Here is a 23,923-nt window from a genome sequence, read left to right on the forward strand (position 1 = left end):
TTTCGTTTCTTCAGTCCCTAAGTTAGTCAGGGATTATGACTTCATAAAATGCCGTTTTCGTTTGTAAAACATCCGTATAAGTAATAGACCCACTATCGCCATATATTGTTGAGAAATCGGAGACGGGTGTATGTCCCACAACCTGCTGAAATCCCATCAGGAAATCAGTAGACGTTTCGCTGCGATCCGCCCAAATCGGCCCACCAAAGGCATTAACACCTCCCCGTTTCGGGCCAACGTCAAAAAGCAGGCTTCGAAAACGTTCTTCCTGTCTGTGAGCTTCATTCAATAATCCGGCCAGATTATAACCGAATGTGCATTCATTTAACTCATTACCGGTTTTTACGAGAAAATGTGCCAGCCATTTTTTGGTAACGCCAGCGTGTGAAAACAGATAATCTCCTTCCTGATGAGCGATTTGAAATAAACTGGCGTTCATACCAAACAATGAACTTAACTCAGCCTTCGCTCCCTCCCGAAAGCCTGAACATCGATAATACGGGAAGTGCAGATACTGTGCATCGTGGTTACCTATGAGTAAAACAACCTTGTGGGGGTTCTGGTGTTTAAGCCAGATAATGTCGAGGAGGTTCTTAAAGATAGTCTCATTATCAAAAATATGACTGTCGGTATAGTCGCCAAGGAAAATAACTCGGTCATACTGGTCGATGTTTGCTTCCTTCCAAACGGTTCGCCCGTGGAGATCACTAATTGTAAGAAGTTTCATCTCAATAACATTCAGATTGATAAGGTACAAAAAAGCCCCAACAGGAAAACCTGTAGGGGCTTTTTTCATAACCGCTCCGGCGGAGCGGTTATGATTAAAGTGTACGCTTCACTTCTTTCAATTCGAAGCTTTCGATAACGTCACCAACTTCGATGTCGTTGAAGTTTCTGATACTCAGACCACATTCGTAGCCAAACTTCACTTCACTAACATCTTCCTTGAAACGTTTCAGTGCGCTTATTTCACCCGTATGCACGACAATGAAATCGCGGATGATTCGAATCTTATTGTTCCGCTTAATATTTCCTTCGGTTACGTAACAACCTGCTACTGTACCCACTTTGCTTATTTTGAAGACGTCACGTACCTCAATGTTACCAACGATAACTTCTTCCACAGTTGGAGCAAGCAGCCCTTCCATAGCGTCTTTTACCTCATTGATCGCATCGTAGATAATCGAATAGAGACGGATCTCAATCTGTTCCTGCTCCGCTAACTTCCGGGCACTTGCCGATGGCCTCACCTGGAAACCAACGATAACCGCATCCGAAGCCGACGCCAGCAGAACGTCCGATTCGGAGATCTGACCAACGGCCTTGTGAATGATATTCACCTGAACTTCTTCTGTAGAGAGATTCAGCAGCGAATCCGACAAGGCTTCCACAGAACCGTCCACGTCGCCTTTCACAATCACGTTCAACTCTTTAAAGGTACCGATAGCCTTCCGGCGACCAATCTCTTCGAGGGTAATGTGTTTGCGGGTACGCAATGTCTGTTCACGCAGCAGTTGTTCCCGTTTGTTCGCAATTTCGCGGGCCTCACGGTCCGTTTCCATTACGTTGAACTTATCACCGGCTTGCGGAGCACCCGGCAGACCTAAAATCTGTACAGGTGTTGATGGACCAGCTTCTTTAATCCGCTCACCCCGGTCATTTGTCATGGCACGGATGCGACCGTAGTGGGCCCCTACCAGCATAATGTCACCCTGACGCAGTGTACCATTCTCAACGAGTACAGTCGACACGTAGCCGCGCCCTTTATCAAGGGAAGCTTCAATAACTGTACCCAATGCACGGCGTGATGGGTTGGCTTTCAGTTCGAGCAGTTCTGCCTCAAGCAGTACCTTTTCGAGCAGATCATCAACGCCCATACCCGATTTAGACGAAATCTCCTGTGCCTGGTATTTACCACCCCATTCTTCAACGAGCATGTTCATAGAGGCCAGTTCAGTCCGAATCTTTTCAGAATCAGCACCCGGCTTATCCACTTTCGAGAAAGCAAAGACAATGGGCACCCCAGCCACCTGAGCGTGGTTGATAGCCTCACGCGTTTGGGGCATGATGCTGTCGTCAGCGGCAATTACGATAATAACGACGTCCGTTACCTTAGCTCCCCGTGCACGCATGGCCGTAAAGGCTTCGTGACCCGGTGTATCCAGGAATGTGATCATCCGGTTATCACTGTGTTTTACGCTGTAAGCACCAATGTGCTGCGTAATACCACCAGCTTCACCAGCCGCAACTTTAGCCCGACGAATGTAGTCAAGTAATGATGTTTTACCGTGGTCAACGTGACCCATGATGGTCACAATTGGCGCCCGTGGTTGCAGGTCGTTCGGTTCATCAGCTTCAACGTCGATACTGGCTTCGGTTTCGTCCTCAGCTGATATAAATTGCACATCGTAGCCAAACTCATCGGCAATAACTGTGATCGCTTCAGCATCCAGACGTTGGTTGATCGACACGAACATACCTAGGTTCAAACAAACCGAGATAACTTCATTAATCGATACATCCATCAGCGAGGCCAGATCGTTTGCTGATACGAACTCGGTAACTTTCAGTGTTTTTGCTTCCAGTTCCTCCTGTTCGTTCAATAAACGACGATCGTCTTCGCGTTGGCTTCGTCGATCACGTCGACGGTCGGCACCCCGGTTTGGCGTGTTACCGCGCATCCGGGCGTTCGTTTGCTGGATAGCCTTCTGAACATCGGCCTGAGTTGGCGCTTCACGACGACCACCACCGCCACGGTTGGCATTGTTGCCGGTTCCGCCACGGTTAGCATTGCCGGTTCCACCCCGATTGGCGTTGTTATTGCCACCACCCGATCGGTTGTTGGCATTCGTATTTGTGTTCGTATTAGACTGTCCAGTCCGGTTGGCATTGTTAGTCCCCCCCTGGTTCTGACCAGTGCCACCCGTACGGTTAGCAGGTGCTGCCGTTCGGTCATTCTGACCTTGTCCCTGCGGACGGTTGCCATCGCGTGGCGTAGCTTCCCGCTGGCCACTTACCTGGGTGCGGTCGCCTTGTGGACGATCACCCTGGGTACGGTTTGCCGGTCCGCGGTCGCCCTCACGTGGAGGCCGGTTTCCGCCCTGACCCTGTGGTTGCCCACCGCCCTGGTTCGGCTGATTGGGATTGCTCCCTCCCTCACGACCACCGCGAATACGCTTACGTTTTCCTTTCTTATCAGCATTGTTGCCGCCACCACCCTGACGCGGGTTGTTAACCGGCAACTCAATTTTACCAAGAATTTTCAACCCGCCTAATTGATGGCTACCAGCCGCCCGGATTGTTTCCGTTGCAGCATCTGGCTCATCAGCAGAAACAGCCGGTGCCGGTTTGGCTGTCTGGCTTTCCTGTTTCGATGGATTAGCCTGATTAGCTGGACGGTTTTCCTTTTGTTTCTCCTGAACTGTGGGCTTAGATGCTTCCACAGGAGCTGAAACTGGAGCAGACGCAGGTTGTTGTTGTTTTGGGACGGCAACTGGTACCACTGGAGCCCCTTGAACAGGTGCAGGCTTCGATTCAGCTACAACTGGTTTAGGTGCTTCCTTTGGAGCAACATCTTCCTTAACAACAGCTACCGGCGGTGCAGCAACTACAGGAGCAGGTGCTGGGGTTGGTTTTACCTCAACAGGCGGTGTTTGTACCGCTTTGGGGATCTCAACAACAGGTTGTGCTACTGGTGGCGCAGGTTGTGGAACAACGGGTTTGGGTGCTTCCACAGGAGTAGGCACCGATACACGTTCTTCAGGCTGCTTCGATTCGACCGGCGGAGCCACAACGGGCTTCGCCACCTGTGGCTCCGGTGCCTTTGCCTGTGGAATAGGCTGGGGCTGCGGAGGTGACGGTTTGGCGTTCAAATCAATTTTGCCCAGTACTTTCAGGCCTGGCAAACCGGTCTGAGCGGTTTGTGGTGCTGGTTTGGGCTCCACCGAAGCCGGTTTGGGCAAATCAGCCGGAGCTGATTCTGGTTTGTTTTCAACAATCGGACGTCTCGCGTCATCACGACGGTATAGAACGACATCCTCCTCCTGACGACGCGGTGGCTCGGCGGCTACAACCGGCGGTTCAGCCCGGCGAGTTCCGTTCAGGAGTTCCGTAGATTTATACTCCTTCGCTAACACCTCCAACTGTTCTGTGTTGATTTTGGTGTTAGGATTAATCTCAACCTTAAACCCTTTGGCAGACAGACTACTCGCAACAGAGGAAAGCCCTTTGTTGAGAATTTTTGCCACTTGGCTCAGGCGCATTGACTTTTCTTCTGCCATACTTCGGTTTATATTCGGCAAATTTAACAGGTGTTGGTAAGGTATGAACACCAGTTCCAACAATAAAAATCCCTCATTCTGATAATGAAGGGTGAAAAGTTAAGAATGACCGGTAAATGCCCCTAAAAGTGCTCTTCCTTCTTAATGTTCCACCACACGGGTAACCCCGTCTTCATTAATTACTTATTCGAACTCTTGTTTGAGGATATTCAAAATTTCTTCGACGGTGTCTTCTTCAAGATCAGTCCGGCGAACTAATTCTTCTTTATTTAGGGCCAGCACGCTTTTAGCCGTATCCAGACCTACTTTCCGAAGTTCCTGAATCATCCACTCGTCGATCTCATCCGAGAACTCCATCAAGTCAACGTCTTCATCGTCTTCCTGGCCTTCATTATCCCGGAATACGTCGATTTCCATGTCTACCAACCGTCCGGCCAGTTTAATGTTCTGACCACCTTTACCAATGGCCAGCGAAACCTGATCGGGTTTCAGAAAAACAGATACACGTTTGGTTTCCCGATCGATCTGCATTGAACTGATTTTGGCCGGACTAAGTGCCCGACTGATGAGCAATTCAAGGTTCTCTGTGTAATTGATAACGTCAATGTTCTCGTTACCAAGTTCACGTACGATACCGTGTATCCGTGATCCCTTCATACCTACACAGGCACCAACAGGATCAATCCGGTCGTCGTACGATTCAACGGCAACTTTTGCCCGCTCGCCCGGTTCACGCACAATTTTACGAATGGATATCAGGCCATCGTATATTTCGGGCACTTCGATTTCGAACAGGCGCTCCAAAAATACGGGGGATGTACGAGACAGCACAATTTTAGGAGTGCCGTTGAGCATATCGACCCGGCTGATAACCGCTTTTACGGGCTCCCCCTTCCGATATCGATCTTTGGAGATTTGCTCGGTGCGGGGTAAGCTCAGTTCGTTGCTTTCACCATCGACCAGGATAATTTCGTGCTTCAGCAGTTGATACACTTCTGCCGTCACCAAATCCCCAACCTGGTCTTTATATTTCTGATAAAGGAGTTCTTTCTCCATGTCCTTTATCTTCTGAATGAGTGTTTGGCGGGCTGTTTGCACTACCCGACGGCCAAAATCATCCAGCTTTACTTCTTCGGCAACCTGCTCACCTACCTCAAAGTCGTCCTGAATTTTACGGGCTTCGGCCAGGGGGATTTTATCATAATCCCAGATATCTTCCGAATTATCGTCAACAATTTCGCGCGTCCGCCACATTTCGAGATCACCACTTTCAGCGTTGATGATCACGTCGAAATTTTCGTCGGTGCCATACTTCTTGCGAATCATGGTCCGAAAAACATCTTCCAGAATAGCGATCATGGTAGGCCGATCAATGTTCTTCGACCGGGCAAAATCAGCAAACGATTCAATTAATAGTCCACTGGTCATTTTCGTGTTTTGTCAATAGTCGACAGTCGATGTTAGTAATCGTTCGTGAATGTACGTCCAACTATCGGCTAGCAACCTTATTTAAATGATACTTCCACTTGCGCTTTTTTTATCTGCCCGAACGAAATCGGCGTTGGGCCAACGGGTGGAACGTCGGTAGATAAATCAGCTTCCTTTTTCTTTTTACTCTTCGATTTTTTTTCGGCTTCCACATCCAGAACAACATGATCTTCGGCTACCGATTCCAATACCCCTTTACGGATAGCTCCATCGGTAAGGGTCACGATCAACTGACGGCCCACATTGCGAACAAACTGACGTGGAAAAGTCAGCGGATAATCGACGCCGGGGGATGAAATCTCCAGCGTAAAAGGCGAATCTCCGAAAAAATTCATCTCGTCCATCTGTCCTCCTAGCCTGCGGCTAATATCAGCGCAGTCATCAATTGTGATGCCCGCATCGCTATCTAAAAGAATCGTGACCTTCAGTCGGCCACCTTGCCTTCCAGCTACTTGAATATCAACGATATAGAACTGATCGTTTTTCAGGTAAGGCTGTAGTAGTTCGGTAATTTTCGCTTTGTCGTCCATAAGGTATGGCTAACAAAAAAGGGAGTGCGACTCCCTTTTTTGATCAATGCCATATAGTTTTTGTGCCACAAAGGTAATGAATTTCTGCGTCCATCGCAAGCCCCTGTGCTGGCCCAGTTGCAGGCATTCCGGTCATTATACCTTATTTTTGACTTCAAAATAGAATTTTCCTCGCTCAACGACGCTACTATGACGCTAAGAATACGGGTTGGACAGGTCATCGCCTATTTTTTTCGGTCGTTGCTTTGGTCGCTGAATTTACTACTGGTTTTATACACCTGCCTTGGCTACTGGCTCCTGTATAGTTTGCCAACCGAACACTGGTCAGCAAGCATGATTATGATTAGTTTACCGGTAGTCTGGGTTCTGAACCTGATCGTCGTTTTTTGTTGGCTAACCTCACGTCCCTGGCGAAGCTGGCTTTCGGGAATTGTCTTAATCGTTGGTCTGATTTTATTTGGATCACGCACGTTTGTGTGGCATACACCGGTCGAACTAACCGGTAACGGTAAACCGATAAAAGTATTTAGCTACAATGTTCAATCCTTTGACCTGAACGACAGTTGGTCGTTTTATACAAGTTCCCCCCGCGTTCGCCGAACAGATAACTATGTATTGCGCTACGATGCACCCATAAAATGCTTCCAGGAATTTTACAACTCCACATCGATACCCGATTATAACGTTGTACTTCGATTCAGGAAAGCCGGATACCGTTATTCTGTACTTTTGTACCCGGAGAATGCATTAGTACCCGAAGGTGATGTAGGGGCTGCTATTTTTTCTATCTACCCAATTGTGGGCTCAGGCAGAGAACCATTCGGAGGGTCAAACGGAATCGTTTGGGCAAACATCAAAATAGGAAATGATACGATCCGTGTCATTAATGTTCACCTCCGCTCAATGGGCATTCGTGTCGGTAAAGTCCTGAAACAAAAAGAGATAAAGGGCGTAAAGCGCGAAACACATGGCGTAGTAAAGGCGCTGCATAATGGTTTTACGGATCGAAGAGAGGAAGTATATAAGGTCATCAACTACATCCGGGAAAGCCCCTATCCTGTTATCGTTACCGGCGACCACAATGACACCCCGTATAGTGTTGTTTATGAACGGCTGCGTCGGGTACTGCCAAACAGTTTTGAAGATGCAGGACGTGGTTTTGGGTTCACGTATAATCGCCTGCCGGGCTTTATTCGAATCGACCATCAATTTCACGACCCGAAATTGCCGGTCCTGAACTTCGAAACCCTCAATTACATCGGGTACTCAGACCACTACCCAATTGTGGGAACGTATTTGGTTAAGTAGTATTAGGAGCGAGGAGGGAGTAATAGGAGTTGCTGACGCCAGCAGAGTTTTCGCGTCAGCAACTCCTATTACTCCCTCCTCGCTCCTAACTACTTTAAGGATGCGCATTCACCCACGATTCTCCGTCAGTGAAGACTTCTTTTTTCCAGATGGGTACCGTTTGTTTGATGGTGTCTATTATGTATCGGCAAGCCTCGAAAGCGGCAGCGCGATGAGGAGTAGCAACGCCAATTAAGACGGCTATATCACCAATTTGCAGGGTGCCTTTTCGGTGGATGATCGTGTAGCGAAGTATAGGCCACTGTTGTTGTGCAACATCGGCAATCTTTTGCATTTCGCTGATGGCCATGCGGTCATAGGCCTCGTATTCGAGCCGGTCGACCGGGCGCTCCTGTGTATTATCGCGAACAACACCAAGGAAAAAGTCAATGGCACCTGCCTGTTCCGACTGTAGAAACCGAAGTGCGGCCGGGACGTCGATGGGGTCTGAGGTAAGGGCAATCATAGAATGATAAGCAAAAGAATTAACCTCCGCTCACGGGAGGAATAAGAGCTACTTCGTCGTGCCGGGTCAACACCTGTTCGGACTCGGCATATTCACCGTTCACGGCAATCAGCAAGGAACGAATACCCGCTAAAGCAGGGTACTTCTGGTGTATTTGGGTAAGCAAGTCGCCAACGCTGGCCCCTTCAGCCAAAGGAACCGATACCGCTGACTGACCAGTTAGATCGCGGGTGATCCCAAATAAAAGCACCGAAATGGATGAATTCATAGGTTTGCGTAATGCAGTAGAAAGCAATTAACTGCCGACAGAACGCAGTAAGGTCTGCTTGAAGTTCGTCGGATACCAATAAAAAACGGCATCACCACACTTTAGGGAGATGCCGTTTTATTACTATCTGTTTCGTTTATTTCGAGTTATCTAATTTGCGCTCTGCCTTCTTCATCTTGCGATCAGCTTTGTTGAGCGCCTTATTGGTACCGTCTTTAACATCTTCCTTGGTGTTTTTAGCCGCCGAGGAAATTTTGTCTCCGGCCTTATCAGCTTCACGACCTACTTTTCGGCCAGCTGCTTTTGTTGTTTCTTTAGCCTGGTGGGCCGCTTCTTTAGTATTCTGTTTTGTATCCTGGGCGGACACAACGGCTACTGAAAAGAGTAAGGCAGCAGCCAGTGTCATGAGCTTTTTCATCGTTGCTGAGTTTAAATTTTTTTCAGAAAACTCGGCAATGGCGGCAATTGTTTGGCAGAAGCGCGGCCTATTAATGAACTTTAATCTTTGTGTTTAAACACCTTTACCTGATAAACATAATCCTGCATCCGCTTAATCTGCTGTTTACGAGACAGGTTAGCCAATGTATTGCGTCGGTTTAATTTAAGTGGCTGACCTTTTAGAGAGTCGACCGGAATATTATTGAGTGCTTCGAGCAGGTAATTAGTCTTCACCGCAAAGCTAACTCCTTCCGATGTTGTCTGTTTCCCGCTAATAATGCCGATAACGTTCCCTTTCTCATCCAGCAACGGCCCACCTGAATTACCCGGATTCACGCCAATAGCTACCTGATAGGCCGTTGAATCACCCCGATAACCAGTGCCCGAACTGAGGTAACCTTCGCCATAAACAATTTCTTCACGAGGATACCCAAGCGTGTATACCCGCTCTCCTAAATCAGACGGACGGGCATCGAAACTGTAGGGTACCGTCGGCATGGTTCGGAAGGCGTTATCGTCGCAAAGTTGGAGGAATGCCAGATCATGCGATTGATCGGTATAGACAACTCTGGCTTTATAGACTTCGCCTTTGGTGCTTTGTACGTATACCGAATCGGCGTCGCGCACGATGTGATTATTCGTAACAAAATAGCCATCGCCCGTCAGCAGAAAGCCTGTTCCGGCCACTTGCGCAGGATTGGTGCTTAACCCACGGCCCCGCCCGTTATAATCATTCAACAACTGACGTTGCGACGATTTGACGGCCTGAATTTCCTTGCTCAACAAGCTATACTGCTGTTCCTGTTTGTGGCTCTGCTGGTAGGTCTGGTAAAGGAAAATAGAACCGAAAGTTGTGATAATAGCTGCCGAGGCCGCTACAGCGAGGGTTGTTCGGTACATCTGCCAAAGGGAGCGAACCGCTCCGGTCGATTCTGACCGGTATGATTTGGCATCCTGGCGCATAGCGTTCATATCAGCACCTGCCTGGATTGCCTGAAGCTGTTGCTTAAACCGAACCCGCTCACCGTACGCCAGCAAGATGTTTTCAATATCTTTTTCTTCGTTCGTTTCCATTGCTGTAAACCGACCTCCTTTATCGGCAAAACCTTAATTGATTGCCAACTTCGGAAAGTTGGCCCTTATGCTTTGTACTCTGTAAAGAACAACCGCTTCAGCCGCATCAGGCATTTATACTTCTGTGTCTTGGCATTATCGGTATTGGTATACCCAAACTTTTCAGTGATCTCCTGCATGCTCAGATGCTGAATATAAAAATCATCCAGCAGGGTTCGGCAGGGTTCACCAAGCCGGGTGAGCGAATCAGCCATCAAATCGAACTGCCGGTCGCGTTCTTCATGCACCGACAGATCCTCATCAATCTGCCCCGCAACAAATTCGTCTGAAGCAGGGGTTTCTACATCCCGCACCATAAATCGGCTGCGTTGGGCTAACTGCTTTAGCCATAACCGGCGACCAACGGAGTAGAGGTACGTTTTGAGCTGGCAATGTAATTCCAGCGAACCATTCCTTACCTTCTCATACAACACGATCAGTGCTTCCTGGTAGATATCCTTGGCATCATCTTCATTCCCACTGTTTGTGGTTACGAAGTGGAGTACCATTGGGAAATACCGTCGATACAAATGCGTCAATGCGTCATCGGTGCCCTCGGCCAACCCCATCAGCAACTCTTCATCAGTTAATATGGGCGACCTACTTTCCTTCATTGAGTTGAGTCATTACTTAATACGGAAACGCCGAAGACGTAACCCAAAAAAAATAAAAAAAATAATGGGTTACCTTTTTCTCTATCGGGTATTAACGTTGACATTAATTATTAATCACTAAACAAAAACATCCCCAAAACTATGAAAGCAATCACGAAATCTGCCTTCTTTTTCATGGCTATGATCGCCCTGGCTACGTCTTGCAGCTCGAAGAAAACCGAATCTACTGAAACCACCACCACGACGACGACTGATTCTTCAGCTTCTACGATGGCTACGGATTCTACCATGGCTACGGATTCGGCTTCTACGATGTCTGCTGATAGCGCGAAGTAATTTTTGCTAAGGCACAACTGCCGGTAAACCTTACCGACATCGCTATAAACGGTATAAGAGCCCTCTGATGAATCAGGGGGCTTTTATTTTTGCCCCTCATGTAGAGCCGCAATACCTTGCGGCTCATGACCCAGATACTTCTGGCTGACGCGGATGAGCCGCAAGGTATTGCGGCTCTACATGATCACATCAACAATTCCTTCAACGAATTCATTTCGCCGGTTGGTGCCGCTTTGCCGTACAAAATATTGTATACAGCATTCGTTATTGGCATATCCACCGCATACCGCCGGTTAATTTCGTAAATACTTTTTACCGCATAATACCCCTCGGCAATCATATTCATTTCGGCCTGCGCCGATTGAATGGTATAGCCCCGGCCAATCAATGTACCAAATGTACGATTTCGACTGAAAGGAGAATAAGCGGTCACCAGCAAATCACCTAGATAAGCAGACCCGCTCAACTCCCGGTGTTTTGGGTAGACGGCATCCACAAACCGTTTTATTTCCTGCATGGCGTTCGATACGAGTACCGCCTGAAAATTATCGCCGTAACCAAGTCCTCTGGTAATACCGCACGCCAGAGCAATGATATTTTTCATCACGGCACTGTACTCAATACCATATAGATCATCGACGGGGGTTGTCTGAACAAAACGGCACCGCAGTAAGTCAGCAACCGATTTCGTGCAAACCGGGTTCTGCGAAGCAATTGTCAGGTACGAATGCTTTTCCAGGGCCACCTCTTCGGCATGACAGGGACCCGCTATTACCGCCATCCGTTCCATTGGAACGCCATACTGTTCACTCACCCAGTCGGTAACCAGTTGATTGGCCCCCGGCACCATGCCCTTGATAGCCGAAACAACCGATTTCCCTTCGAAATGCTCCGGCTTCAATCCAGTCAGGGCATCGCTGATGAAAGCGGCCGGAACGGCTAGTATGATGTAGTCGCTATCTTTAAATGAATCCCGGATTTTCGTGCAGACTTTTACTTTACGGGTGTTGATCTGTACATCGCTCAGGTAGCTTGGGTTATGCCCGAACTGTTTAATGTGGTCGGCGTCAGACTTTTTGCGAAGCCACCATTTGACACTGACGTTGTTTTCGGAGAGGATTTTCACGAGAGCGGTTGCCCAACTGCCCCCGCCCACCATCGTTAACCGAACGGGTTGCGTTACTTTCATAAGGTAAAGTAAGGAAGAAAGCCGGAAAGGACACAAATCAAGGCTATTAGGTTTTCGAATAAACCTCCAAGGCTTGCTCTATGATCTGCCGAATAGCAGACTGCAAACTCGGTGGCGATAAAACGGTTAAGTCCTTCCCAAACGACAGAAGCTGGGCTTCCAACTCACGGTTTATTTTGATAACTAATTCAACTTCCAATAAATTTGGCAACCTCACTTGACAAGCACCTTTAATCCCTCATCCTCGACGAACTCATAGAAGAAGTATCGAAACTCTTCAAGCCCATAAGATTTTAAGGTAACAAAAACGCCCGGCAATAAGACCAGGCGTAATGTAACGCGGCTTACCAGCCGCGATGTATGATTTAAGAGGGCAGCTTCCCAACCGCGTTACTTTACTCCGTTTTCTCCTCTTCCTTCTTCTTATTCTTATTGGGATCACGCTTGATGACCAGTTCGCCGTCTTTAAGCTTTTTCGAAACGGCAATGAACGGCCCTGAAATAATCTGCTCACCCGGTTTCAAGCCCGATATAACTTCAATGTTCTCAAAATCGCTGATACCCGTTTTTACTTCCCGTTGCGTGGCCTTGCCCCCTACGTTGACAAAGACAATCTCTTTAGGTTTGTCTTTCTTTTCAATTTGGTTTGTCGGTTTTTCTTCGACGGTCCCATTAGAATTGTCCGCCAGCTTTTCCGTATCGATGGCGGTAGAATCGGCCGCACGCGTTGTGACAGCTGCAATCGGAACGGACAGTACGCCCGACTTCCGATCGGTGATGATCTCTACGGAGGCTGTCATTCCAGGCTTGAAGGGGTAGCCTTTTTTATCCTTTAAGGCCAGTAAGTCGGCGTAAGAGTTGTTCAGAATCTTCACTTTTATCTCGAATTCCGTTACCGCATCGGCGGAGAGGGAAGCGGCCGCACCGGATGAGCTTGTCAGGCCATTGGCCGTGTTGGCAATTTCGTAAACGACCCCTTTGAATTTCCGTCCGGCGGTGGTGTAGGAGTCGACTTCAATATCAGCGGTATCGCCAAGGTTTACGCGGACAATATCATTTTCATTGACGTTGACCCGCACTTCCATGTTTTGCAAATTGGCGATGCGCATGATTTCCGTACCCGCCATCTGAGAGGTACCCACCACGCGCTCACCCAGTTCGATATTCAGTTTGGATACCGTGCCGTTAACGGGGCAATAGATTGTCGTTTTACGGAGGTTTTCGTTGGCATCGCGCAGGCTGGCTTCAGCACTCTGAATGTTAAACTGCGATGCCCGGACGTTTGCATTAGCGGCTTCAACTTCCTGTTTGGCAACATTGTAGTTAGCCTCGCTGGTCTCCAGATCGGCCGCTGAGATTACTTTATCGGCAAATAATTTCTTATTACGGTCATAATCTGCTTTAGCCCGAATCAATCGAGCGCTCGATTGGGCTACCGATGCCTTTGACTGTTCTAACTGCGCCCGGCTTTGGTTGACAGCGGCCCGCGCCCGTGCCAGCAATGATTCGTAGTTATCGGGACGAATACGGCACAGAAGCTGCCCTGCCTTAACAGGATCTCCTTCGTTTACATAGAGGCCAATGATTTCGCCCGATACGTCGGGGCTTATTTTTACTTCTACCTGTGGCTGAACACGCCCGGATGCGCTCACCCGCTCGGTAATATCAAGCCGTTTGACCGTTGCGAAATCGACCTCTGTCGATTTCGGCTTGCCAATCATTCCTGTTTGTTTCGCGGCTACTAAACCACCGATGAGCAGGACCACCAGTCCGCCCAATATCCACCAAATTCGACTCGACTTCTTCTTCATGATGTATGAATTAGTGAATGAGCAAATGAATGAGCGGCTTTTGTAAGTTCACCCATTCACTAATTCACTAACTTAATTAAAACTAAGCGGTTTGTTTTGGTAAAAATCTAAAATTTTTGTTCGAAATACATAATCGTACTTCGCCTGCACCAGACTGGCCCGCGCCCGATCCAGATTCGTTTTGGCAATGCTGTAATCAGTTGCGTTGATAGCACCGGCATTTAACCGGCTCTCTGCAACTTGAAACGCTTTTTCCAGCGAGGCAACCTGCACCTGAGTGGCCCGGTATCGATTGGCCCCGGCTTTAACCTGCGTATAAGCGGTTTCGATCTGCTGACGTAGCGTCAGACGGGTGTTCAAAGCCGTCAATTCGGCGTTCTGCTGCTGGATTTTAGCCGTAGTAATGCGGTTTCGCGACAAATTTCCCTGAAAGATTGGAACCCGCAGAAACAGCGAAACAGACTGGCTAAAGTTGTTTCTCAACTGCGTACCATACGAGATACCGGTACGGTCATACCCTGGTGCCGATGTGTTGATGGGAATTTGGGTACCCGTTACCGGATCCGTGATAAAGCCAATTGTTTGTTGTGTAGACTGGCCGTTGGGAATCGCCGTACTGGCGGCACTAGAATAAATGGTGCTAAGATTTCCGTTTAATGATAACGTTGGATAAAGCCCGCCTTTGGCAACCTGTACCCCTAAATTGGCGCTTTTAACCCGCAGATCAGCTCCTTTAATTTCGGGAAGGCTTACAGAAGCCACATCATAAAGTTGCTGTACAGAAGCGGTATACGGGTCTAAACCTGGATCGGGAACGGTAATTGGCTCCACATCAAAATCCTGATTGATGGATACGTTCATGGCTTGCAGCAAAGCAACCTTGGCCAGATCAAGCGTGTTCTGGGCATTCACAATTTCCAGTTCATTGCTGGCTAACGTAGCCCGAAGTTCGAACAGATTGGCTTCCGGAGCAGACCCCGCATTGACCAGACGTTGCGTACGGTCGAGTTGGGCACGCGTCACATCGGCCTGGCGTTGCGCCACGGCTAATTGCTCCGTACCGGTCAGCACATTCAGGTAGTTTTGAGCAACCGTTAATGAGACATTGTTTTGCGTAGCGTTTAACTCCTGCTGGCCAGCCTGTAGTGCAATTTCATTTTGCCTAACCGTACTACGCAACACCCCACCATTGTAAAGCGTCGCCGAGGAATTAAGTTGAAAACTGCTGGAGTTAATCGTTTGCTGGACGAATTCGTTGGATTGAGGGTTAATACTACGCCCCCCGTTCAACGATTGGTTGCCCTGGAAAACGGCGGTTGGCAATTGATTTAGCCGCGCCTGTTGCAACTGCAACTCACTGTTGGCAATCGTTAACCGCCCCTGCCGAATCTGAAGATTATTCTGCTGGGCAATATCAATACATTGCTGTAGGTTTACCCGAGCCGGTGCAGTTGCTCCAGTGCCCGGCGACACGGCCGAGACAGTACTCTGTGCGTATGTTGCCGACAAATTTGCCGTTACTAATAGGGCTACTATTACCCGCATCTGTTTCCACGCCACTTGCATACACATACTATTTGATGGTTCAATGTTACAAACTTACCTTCGGCGCGACTATCGTTTTGGGATAAACGGCGCAAACTAAGCATGTTTCTGGTTTATAATTCGGATATACTACACGAAAGCGATTTTCGACTTTCGGTAAACGACCGCGCTTTTAGTTATGGCGACGGAATTTTTGAAACAATTCGGTACGAATCGAATCGGATTTGGTTCTGGCGTAACCACTTCGCCCGGCTTTCTGCGGGCATGGCGGCATTGCACCTAACGCCCCCCGAAAACTTTACAGCTGACGGGCTCCATCAAACACTTTTACGGCTTCTGGATGCCAATGGGCTTTCGAATCAGCCCGCCCGGATTAAGCTTCAGGTCTGGCGACAGGCTGGTGGCTTATACACGCCCAAAACAAACAGCGTAAACGTCCTCCTATCGGCCTTACCGGGTAATCCATTCTCTATTTCAGAAAAAGCGCAAACCGGCATTTATGAGGAATTTCGATTAGCGCCCTCCCCTCTTTCGGCCTACAAAACCCTAAACGCCCTCCCCTACGTACTGGCCGGTGTATATAAAGAACAGCACGCACTCAACGATGTGCTGCTGCTCGATACAGAAGGTCATATGGCCGAGTGCCTGGCCTCTTCCCTGTTCTGGTACACCCGAAAAACACTCTATACCCCTTCACTCAGGACGGGCTGTATTGACGGGATTATCCGTCGGCAGTTGCTTCGTCTTGCGCCAGACCTGGGGATTCCTGTTCATGAGGGCCTATACAAGCCGGACGTACTCCAACAGGCGGAAGCCGTGTTCTGCGCCAATGTTATGGGGATTCAGTGGTTGAATCAGGTAGACAGCTACATCATAAACACATCGGTAACGACTAAAGAACGCCTTGAGTCTTTATTGAACCAGCTTCATATCTGATGGCTCCAGCCAGCCGTCTTTAAGCCGGATCACCCGCGACCCATATTCAGCATTCAGTTCCGAGTGCGTCACCTGAACGATGGTTACGCCATCTTTCTGGTTCAGTTCGCGGAATAGCTCCATTATGTCGCGGGCCTGGTCCGAGTGCAGATTACCCGTTGGCTCATCGGCAAAAATAACGGCGGGTTCGGTGGCCAGAGCGCGGGCAATACCTACCAACTGCTGCTGTCCACCCGATAGCTGCGATGGAAACAAATCTTTCCGGGCAACGATGTTAAACCGATCGAGCAGTTCGGCCACGCGGCTTTTCCGCTCCGACCCACTCAGGCCTTTGTAGAGCAACGGCGTTTCGATGTTCTCATACACCGTTAGTTCATCAATCAGGTGGTAAGCCTGAAAGACGAAGCCGATCTGTGTCCGGTGGAGTTCCGTGCGTTTTTTCTCGGAAAGCTTTTGCACGGGCTGGTCATCGAGCAGGTATTCGCCTTCGGAGGGTTCTTCCAGTAAACCCAGAATATGCAGCAGGGTTGACTTACCGGAGCCCGAAGGGCCCATGATGGATACAAACTCTCCCTGGGCAATTTCCAGGCTGATATTCCGCAACACATATACCCGACCGAAGCCCGCAGGGTAGTACTTGGAAACGTTGTTAAGTTGAATCATAATTAGTTACTTTTGAAAAGGTTTTTTTACCCTGGCTAATTCGTTATTTATGGATATTTCCCAAAGACTTGATTCGTATGTACATGATGATCAGGGCGCTTATACTCCGTTTGACCATCAGCGTATTATTGCAACCGGTGGTCTTACAGAACAGACCTCCTTTTCGACACTTCTTGATCTGGATTTAAATTCTTTTCTCTAATGGCTCAAGTGACGTGCCAGAATTACAAGCAATTAATTAACAACCACTTACTAATAAATACTTCACCTGCAACGTCCGCTTACGGACAAAGATACCGTTGAAACCGGACACCTTTTTCTGTTCACAATGCAACGAAACCTCCTTTTTTACCATCTTCCTCTAAATCTAAAACCATTCTTCCTATGAAAGCAATCGCTTTAGTAGTTTTCATGCTCACCACGGGCATGCATGCCACCAACACCGACTGGAAAAAAGAGCGTACCGTTTCTGACTTCAAAGGGCTGAGCGTTAACAGTGGCATCGACGTTTATTTGACCCAGGGTAACTCAGAAAAATTGACCCTTGAGGTAAAAGGTTATGATGAAGATCAGGTTATTTCCAGGGTTCGAAATGGCGTTCTGGAACTCAACATCGACCGAAAAGGCATGAACTGGAATATTGGCAATAACAAGCATGTAAAAGCCTACATAACCTTCAGGCAGTTAGACAACCTACAGTCGGGTGGCGGATCGGACGTTACAGGCCAAGGGACACTGACCTTCAAAGACTTAAACCTCGGCGCGTCGGGTGGTGCCGATGTAAAGTTGACGCTTAAAGCCGACGAACTCAACGTTGAAGCCTCAGGCGGGGCCGACGCCACCCTACAAGGCTCAGCCCGGACGCTCAATGCCAGTGGCTCCGGCGGGGCAGACCTTGACGCCCGTAAACTGTCGGTCGAAATTTGCAATGCCAATTCATCGGGCGGGTCGGATGTATACGTTAACGCCAGCAGAGAACTGACAATGAAAGCGTCCGGCGGGTCGGACATTTATTATTCTGGCTCCGCTAAAGTTCTGGCCAGCAGCAAATCGGGCGGGTCAGATATTACCCGCAGAGACTAGGTGCCGGAATTAGTGCAGTAAGTGCAGTGAGTATAGCAGGTAAAATCAGTAGTTTTGCAATAGAAACATAGTGTACTCACTGCACTTAGTACAACTCACTCTATTACCACGTGACTCCTACAATCGGTATCCTCGGCGGTGGCCAGCTTGGCCTGATGCTTCTACAAGCCGCCATTGACTGGAATCTCCGCGTTCATATTCTCGACCCCGACGCCGAAGCACCCTGTCGGCATTTATGTACCCGGTTTACGCAGGGCTCACTGACCGATTACGATACGGTGTACCAGTTTGGGCAGTCTGTCGACGTGCTGACCATCGAGATTGAGCGCGTAAATGTCGACGCCCTCGAAGTCCTCGAACGGGAAGGCAAGAAAGTATTTCCGCAACCCGCCGTTATTCGGATCATTCAGGATAAACGGCTTCAGAAGCAGTTCTACCGCGACCACAATTTACCCACCGCCGACTTTATCCTAACCGAAAACCGGGCCGATGTCGCTCTGGCCGAAATCCATCAGCCCGACATTTTACCCGCTTTCCACAAACTGGGACGGGATGGGTACGATGGCCGGGGCGTTCAGCGGATTGCTTCCGTGGCCGATGTGGGCAAAGCCTTCGATGCACCGGGCGTGCTGGAAAAAGCGGTTGATTTCGAGAAAGAACTCGCGGTTATTGTTGCCCGTAACGAACGGGGCGAGGTGCAAACGTTTCCAACAGTTGAAATGGTCTTCCACCCGGAACTCAACCTGGTTGAATACCTGTTTGCCCCCGCCGAAATTTCGGAAGAAATTGACCGGAAAGCGCAGGAAATAGCCCGTCGTACGGCCGATGCCTTTGGCATTGTGGGCCTGCTGGCCGTTGAGCTATTCCTGGACAAACTGGGAAATGTATTGATTAACGAAGTCGCACCCCGCCCGCACAACAGCGGACACCACACCATCCGGGCCAATGTCACCTCGCAGTTTGAGCAGCACTGGCGGGCCATCCTCAACTACCCGATGGGCGATACCAGCATTTACCAGCCAGCCGCCATGGTGAACCTGCTGGGCGAAGACGGCCATACTGGTCCGGCGGTGTATGAAGGACTGGAAAACTTACTGGCCATGCCCGGTGTGTTCCCCTTTTTCTATGGCAAAGCCATTACAAAGCCTTTTCGCAAAATGGGCCATGTAACGGTCATGGACGATTCGCTGGATGCTCTACGTGAAAAAGTAGCCGTGGTACAGAAAGGCATTCGAGTGATAACGACGTAGAGACGCAACCCTTTGCGTCTCCTATGCGTCAGCCAAAGCCATCCGGTCAGGAGACGCAAAGGGTTGCGTCTCTACATAAATTCCCTGCGGTTAAAAAAATATTAGGCCACTACATTTTCCAACGTGCCAATTTCACCAATGGTAATTTTAACCACATCGCCCGATTGGAGCGTGAAGCTATCCGGGGGTACAATGCCGGTGCCAGTCATCAGGAAGCAGCCGAAAGAAAAGGAGCATTCGCGGTAGAGATACGAAACAAGTTCGGTATGCTGCCGCTTCATCTGGTTAATGGCAATGTTGTTGGTAAAAGCCGTTTGTCCATCCCGGATGATCTCCAGCTCTATCTGGGTTTCAGGCGCAATGGGCGTTTCGGGCACGTACAGGCATGGCCCGAGAGCCGCACTGCCATCGTAACTTTTGGCCTGGGGCAAATACAATGGGTTTTCACCTTCGATGCTCCGCGAGCTCATGTCATTGCCGCAGGTGTAGCCCACAATTTTACCTGACGAGGTTATGAAGAGTGTCAACTCCGGCTCGGGCACATTCCAGGTCGAGTCGGCACGGATGCGAACCTTATCGCCGGGGTTGACTACACGCTCGGGGGTCGATTTAAAGAACAATTCGGGCCGTTCTGCGTCGTACACGCGGTCGTAAAAATTATCTCCTCCCGACTTTTTTGACTCCTCCATCCGGGCATTGCGGCTGCGTAAGTAGGTAACGCCCGAAGCCCACACTTCCTGCCGACCGATGGGGGCCAGTAGCCCGGAAGTTGTAGCAGCCTGGTATTCATCCGATGGCTCGGCAACCGCAGTCAGGGTGTTTAAAAATTCATGTAAATCATCCCGATTGATTAGCTCATCCCAGTTATCGACGGGGACGGAATAAAATTTATTTTCTAGTTCAACGACAATGCCGGAGCGGGTTTTGTATAGTTTCATAGCGCACAAACGAAGCGGTAATTGGTCGACAAATAGACCTATTTATCCCTTAAAGGTGTTATATTGGTTAGTTTACTGTCAACCCGAGATGCTGCAAAAAACACGGGGTATTGCCCTCAGCTATATTCGTTACCGCGAAACGTCCATTATTGCCCGCGTGTATACCGAAGAATTTGGCTTGCAAAGCTACATTGTCAACAGTGTGCGGACGGCCAGGAGCAAGAATAATAAAATCGCTCTTTTTCAGCCGCTTACCTTGCTGGAAATGGTCGTTTATTACAAAAGCGACCGCGACCTGACTCGTCTTTCGGAAGTTAAAACGAACTATCCTTTTCAGAGCCTGCCCTTCGAAGTAGGCAAGTCAACGATTGCGATGTTCGTAACGGAAATGCTTAATAAAGTGTTGAAAGAAGAGTCAGGCAGCCCCGTATTGTTCCGCTTTCTGGTGGAGTCGGTGGTTTTTCTGGAAGAAGCGACCACGAACTACGAAAACTTTCACCTTACGTTTCTGCTAAAGCTTTCCTCTTTTCTGGGATTTGGACCCGAATCGGCCCGTGAATTTGAAGACCAGCTTCGGGAAAACGCCTATCCTTTCCTGCCCGATGAGGAAATGGATACGGCGCTGAATATCATGCTCCGGCAACCTTTTGGCACACCTATTAAGCTCAGCCGCTCCGCCCGCAACGAACTGGCAGATGCCCTGGTTTCGTACTACCACATTCATATCGACTCGCTGGGCGAAGTGAAATCGCTGCCGGTACTGCGGGAGGTATTTGGGTAGCACTATGTACCCACGGGCTTTAGCCCGTGTTTTGCAGACGATTATCATACAAAAACACGGGCTAAAGCCGAACGCGGCCCGGCCCGTGGGTACGTTATATTACACTTTCCTTTTCAATTCAAAATGCTGACCCAGGTACACCCGACGTACCTGCTCGTCGTTGGCCAATTCTTCGGCAGTGCCCTGTTTGAGAATTTTACCTTCAAAAAGCAGATAGGCCCGGTCAGTAATGGAGAGGGTTTCGTTTACGTTGTGGTCGGTGATGAGGATACCGATATTGCGGTGTTTGAGTTTGGCAACAATGCTTTGAATGTCCTCAACCGCAATGGGGTCAACACCCGCAAAGGGTTCATCCAGCAGAATGAATTTCGGGTCAACGGCCAGCGCGCGGGCAATTTCCGTCCGACGGCGTTCGCCACCGGATAGTACTTTTCCCTTACTCTTCCGAACGTGCGTCAGGCTGAATTCTTCAAGCAGTTCTTCTACCTTTTCCTTCTGTTCTTTTTTGGGCAGATTGGTCATTTCGAGAACGGCCAGCACGTTTTCTTCTACCGACAAATCCCGAAATACGGAGGCTTCCTGCGCCAGATACCCCAGCCCAAGCCGAGCCCGTTTGTACATGGGTAGGTTAGTCACATCCAGATCGTCGATGAACACCTTACCGCTGTTCGGCTTTACCAGCCCCACGGCCATGTAAAACGAGGTTGTTTTACCAGCGCCATTCGGTCCCAGAAGCCCAACAATTTCGCCCGTTTCCACTTGGTACGATACATTGTTGTTGACTAACCGGGACCCGTATTTTTTAATTAAATTTTCAGTTCTGAGAATCATGTGAATGCGTTCACTAACCATCAGCCCACACAGCTACCGCTGCCAGCGACGATTACAAAGTTCGCGGTAATCGGACCCACCGCCAACTATTTTTAGTTTCAGAAGGGACGATCGCGCGTTTATTAACAAAATTTAGGTAAAAACTGTGCGAAGTGAGAGACAGACGCTGGCTGTTTGATTTGGTAAGTGAACAAACTGCCGGAGCCTGTTTGGGCCTTTTTATGCTTTTATATCTTTCAGCATCAGTTGTAGGGAAACATTCCCATTGAAATGATTCTGGTCGACCTGGTAGCAAATAGCGAAGGGTTTACCGGAACGGAGCAAGTCGGCCATATGCGCCATGCCGAAGCCGATAGCCGTAAATGTCTGACCAGACCGGGTCTGTCCAGACCGACTAGAGACTGGATCGCCTTGCCGAACGTTTATTTTGAGGTGTTTTTCCTTCATGACGATCGGCTCGCTCACCAGATACACATCCTCTGTCATGAAGGTAGGCTGCAAGTTGTGGGGTCCAAATGGTCCCATCTGCCGGACAATCCGGTAAAGCTTGTCACTTATTTCATTGAAATCCAGCGGCAAATCAATGTCGATCAGCGGAGTGAGGTGTTCTTCTTTGATACGACTGGCAACGACTTCTTCGAATTTTTTCCGGAAAGCGTCGATGTTATCTACCGACATCGTCATCCCGGCGGCAAAGGTGTGCCCGCCAAACTGTTCCAGCAAATCAGCGCATTCTTCAATCGCTTCGTACACATCGAAACCCGGCACCGACCGCGCCGACCCGGCTGCTTTATCATTCGACTGCGTCAGGATGATGGTGGGCCGGTGAAAATGCTCGATGCAGCGCGAGGCCACAATGCCAATTACTCCTTTGTGCCAGGTAGCATCGAACAGAACTGTACTCTTGGCCTGAAGCAGTGATTCGTTGCCCCGAATCATGTCCAGGGCCTGTTCGGTCATAGTGCTGTCAAACTCACGTCGGCTATTGTTATGCTTGTTAATGGCCATCGCAAACTCATCGGCATCTCCTTCCGATTCGGCGAGTAGAAGCTGAACAGCGGCTTTAGCGTGTTGAATACGTCCGGCTGCATTGATGCGCGGGCCTAAGCCAAATACCAGATTGGTTATGTCCAGTTCGCGCGAGAACCCGGCTATTTTGATCAGGGCTTTCAGGCCGGTACGGGGCGACGCGTTGAGGTGTTTCAGACCGTAATAAGCCAGTACCCGGTTTTCGCCCGTAAGCGGCACAATATCCGACGCAATACTTACGGCCACCAAATCCAGGCTAGGGTATAGCTCGTTCAGGTCAATACCTTTATGGAGACAAAAGGCCTGAAGCAGTTTAAACCCTACACCACAACCGCTCAGTTCCTTATAAGGATATTGGCAATCGTCCCGTTTAGGGTCAAGTACGGCGGCAGCGTCGGGAATTTCATCGCCGGGGCGATGGTGATCACAAATAATAAAATCGACGCCGAGTGCCTTCGCTTCGGCCACCCGATCAATTGATTTAATGCCGCAATCGAGGGCAATTATTAGTGTAAATCCATTTTCGGCCGCCCATTGAATGCCCTGCTTCGAAATACCATACCCTTCTTTATAGCGATCAGGAATGTAATAGTCGATGGCCGAATGATAACTTTTTAGAAATCCGTAAACGAGAGCAACCGAGGTTGTACCATCGACATCATAATCGCCATAGACCAGAATTTTCTCCTGCCGTTCGGGAAGCATGGCCATTTGCAGGCGTGTAATGGCCTTATCCATGTCCTTCATCTCGAAAGGATTGTGCAAATGATTGATTTCCGGTCTAAAGAACGTCCGGGCTTCTTCGTAGGTTTGCACACCTCGCTGAACTAAAAGTGCCGCCAAAAACGGACTTACGCCTAGCGAATTTGTTAATACTTCAATAGCCGACCGCTGTTCCGACGAATCGGGCAAAGGTTTTGTAATCCATCGTTTGGAAGCGGGGGGCGGTTGGGCTATCATAATTGCAAGATAAATCCGTTTTTAGAA

General features: G+C 49.1%; 23 protein-coding genes. 5 read left to right on the plus strand and 18 right to left on the minus strand.

Annotated features, from left to right (window positions below):
* Nucleotides 1–22: 22 nt before the first annotated feature.
* The 4 genes from CRO74_RS28915 to CRO74_RS28930 all read right to left on the minus strand — a co-directional run bounded on the left by CRO74_RS28915 (nt 23) and on the right by CRO74_RS28930 (nt 6,298).
* Entirely contained in the window at nt 23–796 is a 774-nt protein-coding gene (locus tag CRO74_RS28915) for a metallophosphoesterase (RefSeq protein ID WP_245878016.1), read from the minus strand.
* Between the two features lie 25 nt (nt 797–821).
* Complete coding sequence (infB, locus tag CRO74_RS28920; protein ID WP_097131382.1) at nt 822–4,280, minus strand: translation initiation factor IF-2; 3,459 nt, start codon at nt 4,278–4,280, stop codon at nt 822–824.
* A gap of 183 nt (nt 4,281–4,463) precedes the next feature.
* Nucleotides 4,464–5,708, minus strand: coding sequence for a transcription termination factor NusA (gene nusA, locus CRO74_RS28925; RefSeq protein ID WP_012925815.1), 1,245 nt, complete (start codon nt 5,706–5,708; stop codon nt 4,464–4,466).
* 77 nt (nt 5,709–5,785) lie between these two features.
* The gene (locus tag CRO74_RS28930) at nt 5,786–6,298 is read right to left on the minus strand and encodes a ribosome maturation factor RimP (protein WP_097131384.1); all 513 of its coding nucleotides are present in this window, start codon (nt 6,296–6,298) and stop codon (nt 5,786–5,788) included.
* Between the two features lie 189 nt (nt 6,299–6,487).
* On the opposite strand from CRO74_RS28930, the gene CRO74_RS28935 reads away from it, so the two are divergent.
* Nucleotides 6,488–7,606 (plus strand): endonuclease/exonuclease/phosphatase family protein, encoded by a 1,119-nt coding sequence (locus tag CRO74_RS28935; RefSeq protein WP_097131580.1) that lies wholly within the window; start codon nt 6,488–6,490, stop codon nt 7,604–7,606.
* 94 nt (nt 7,607–7,700) lie between these two features.
* On the opposite strand, the gene CRO74_RS28940 is transcribed toward CRO74_RS28935, so the two are convergent.
* From CRO74_RS28940 to CRO74_RS28985, 10 genes are all read right to left on the minus strand, one after another.
* Nucleotides 7,701–8,111 (minus strand): molybdenum cofactor biosynthesis protein MoaE, encoded by a 411-nt coding sequence (locus CRO74_RS28940; protein ID WP_097131386.1) that lies wholly within the window; start codon nt 8,109–8,111, stop codon nt 7,701–7,703.
* A gap of 19 nt (nt 8,112–8,130) precedes the next feature.
* Complete coding sequence (locus tag CRO74_RS28945) at nt 8,131–8,379, minus strand: MoaD/ThiS family protein (protein ID WP_097131388.1); 249 nt, start codon at nt 8,377–8,379, stop codon at nt 8,131–8,133.
* A gap of 136 nt (nt 8,380–8,515) precedes the next feature.
* Nucleotides 8,516–8,797 carry a hypothetical protein gene (locus CRO74_RS28950; RefSeq protein ID WP_097131389.1) on the minus strand — a complete coding sequence of 94 codons (282 nt, stop codon included), beginning with the start codon at nt 8,795–8,797 and terminating at the stop codon, nt 8,516–8,518.
* 80 nt (nt 8,798–8,877) lie between these two features.
* On the minus strand, nt 8,878–9,891 hold the full coding sequence (locus CRO74_RS28955; protein ID WP_097131391.1) for a S1C family serine protease: 1,014 nt from the start codon (nt 9,889–9,891) through the stop codon (nt 8,878–8,880).
* A gap of 65 nt (nt 9,892–9,956) precedes the next feature.
* Nucleotides 9,957–10,544, minus strand: coding sequence for an RNA polymerase sigma factor (locus CRO74_RS28960; protein ID WP_097131393.1), 588 nt, complete (start codon nt 10,542–10,544; stop codon nt 9,957–9,959).
* Between the two features lie 110 nt (nt 10,545–10,654).
* Nucleotides 10,655–10,834 carry a hypothetical protein gene (locus tag CRO74_RS28965; protein WP_245878017.1) on the minus strand — a complete coding sequence of 60 codons (180 nt, stop codon included), beginning with the start codon at nt 10,832–10,834 and terminating at the stop codon, nt 10,655–10,657.
* Between the two features lie 230 nt (nt 10,835–11,064).
* Nucleotides 11,065–12,069 (minus strand): NAD(P)H-dependent glycerol-3-phosphate dehydrogenase, encoded by a 1,005-nt coding sequence (locus CRO74_RS28970; protein WP_097131397.1) that lies wholly within the window; start codon nt 12,067–12,069, stop codon nt 11,065–11,067.
* A gap of 46 nt (nt 12,070–12,115) precedes the next feature.
* On the minus strand, nt 12,116–12,286 hold the full coding sequence (locus tag CRO74_RS32455; RefSeq protein WP_394341931.1) for a WCX domain-containing protein: 171 nt from the start codon (nt 12,284–12,286) through the stop codon (nt 12,116–12,118).
* A gap of 178 nt (nt 12,287–12,464) precedes the next feature.
* Complete coding sequence (locus CRO74_RS28980) at nt 12,465–13,880, minus strand: efflux RND transporter periplasmic adaptor subunit (RefSeq protein WP_097131400.1); 1,416 nt, start codon at nt 13,878–13,880, stop codon at nt 12,465–12,467.
* A gap of 72 nt (nt 13,881–13,952) precedes the next feature.
* Nucleotides 13,953–15,452, minus strand: a complete 1,500-nt coding sequence (locus CRO74_RS28985; RefSeq protein ID WP_245878018.1) for a TolC family protein — start codon at nt 15,450–15,452, stop codon at nt 13,953–13,955.
* A gap of 75 nt (nt 15,453–15,527) precedes the next feature.
* Between CRO74_RS28985 and CRO74_RS28990 the strand changes: the two genes are divergently transcribed.
* Nucleotides 15,528–16,361 carry an aminotransferase class IV gene (locus CRO74_RS28990; RefSeq protein WP_097131404.1) on the plus strand — a complete coding sequence of 278 codons (834 nt, stop codon included), beginning with the start codon at nt 15,528–15,530 and terminating at the stop codon, nt 16,359–16,361.
* Here CRO74_RS28990 and CRO74_RS28995 read toward each other — a convergent pair.
* Nucleotides 16,338–17,024: an ABC transporter ATP-binding protein gene (locus tag CRO74_RS28995; protein ID WP_097131406.1), complete on the minus strand. Its 687-nt coding sequence runs from the start codon at nt 17,022–17,024 to the stop codon at nt 16,338–16,340. The genes CRO74_RS28990 and CRO74_RS28995 overlap by 24 nt on opposite strands.
* Before the next feature lie 384 nt (nt 17,025–17,408).
* Between CRO74_RS28995 and CRO74_RS29000 the strand changes: the two genes are divergently transcribed.
* Together CRO74_RS29000 and CRO74_RS29005 are read left to right on the plus strand one after the other, a co-directional pair.
* Nucleotides 17,409–18,107, plus strand: coding sequence for a head GIN domain-containing protein (locus CRO74_RS29000; RefSeq protein ID WP_097131408.1), 699 nt, complete (start codon nt 17,409–17,411; stop codon nt 18,105–18,107).
* A 110-nt stretch (nt 18,108–18,217) separates the two neighbouring features.
* Nucleotides 18,218–19,357 carry a 5-(carboxyamino)imidazole ribonucleotide synthase gene (locus CRO74_RS29005; RefSeq protein ID WP_097131410.1) on the plus strand — a complete coding sequence of 380 codons (1,140 nt, stop codon included), beginning with the start codon at nt 18,218–18,220 and terminating at the stop codon, nt 19,355–19,357.
* Nucleotides 19,358–19,458: 101 nt separating this feature from the next.
* Here the strand turns inward: CRO74_RS29005 and CRO74_RS29010 are convergent, their stop codons facing one another.
* Nucleotides 19,459–20,295 (minus strand): fumarylacetoacetate hydrolase family protein, encoded by an 837-nt coding sequence (locus CRO74_RS29010; protein ID WP_097131412.1) that lies wholly within the window; start codon nt 20,293–20,295, stop codon nt 19,459–19,461.
* An 88-nt stretch (nt 20,296–20,383) separates the two neighbouring features.
* Between CRO74_RS29010 and recO the strand changes: the two genes are divergently transcribed.
* Nucleotides 20,384–21,076, plus strand: a complete 693-nt coding sequence (gene recO, locus CRO74_RS29015) for a DNA repair protein RecO (protein ID WP_097131414.1) — start codon at nt 20,384–20,386, stop codon at nt 21,074–21,076.
* 99 nt (nt 21,077–21,175) lie between these two features.
* Here the strand turns inward: recO and lptB are convergent, their stop codons facing one another.
* A complete protein-coding gene (gene lptB / locus CRO74_RS29020) occupies nt 21,176–21,907 on the minus strand; it encodes an LPS export ABC transporter ATP-binding protein (protein WP_097131415.1) in 732 nt (243 codons plus the stop codon).
* Nucleotides 21,908–22,126: 219 nt separating this feature from the next.
* On the minus strand, nt 22,127–23,896 hold the full coding sequence (gene recJ, locus CRO74_RS29025) for a single-stranded-DNA-specific exonuclease RecJ (protein ID WP_097131417.1): 1,770 nt from the start codon (nt 23,894–23,896) through the stop codon (nt 22,127–22,129).
* Nucleotides 23,897–23,923: the final 27 nt, after the last annotated feature.

Origin of the sequence: Spirosoma fluviale (genome assembly GCF_900230225.1) — a bacterium.
Classification (GTDB): Bacteria; Bacteroidota; Bacteroidia; order Cytophagales; family Spirosomataceae; genus Spirosoma; species Spirosoma fluviale.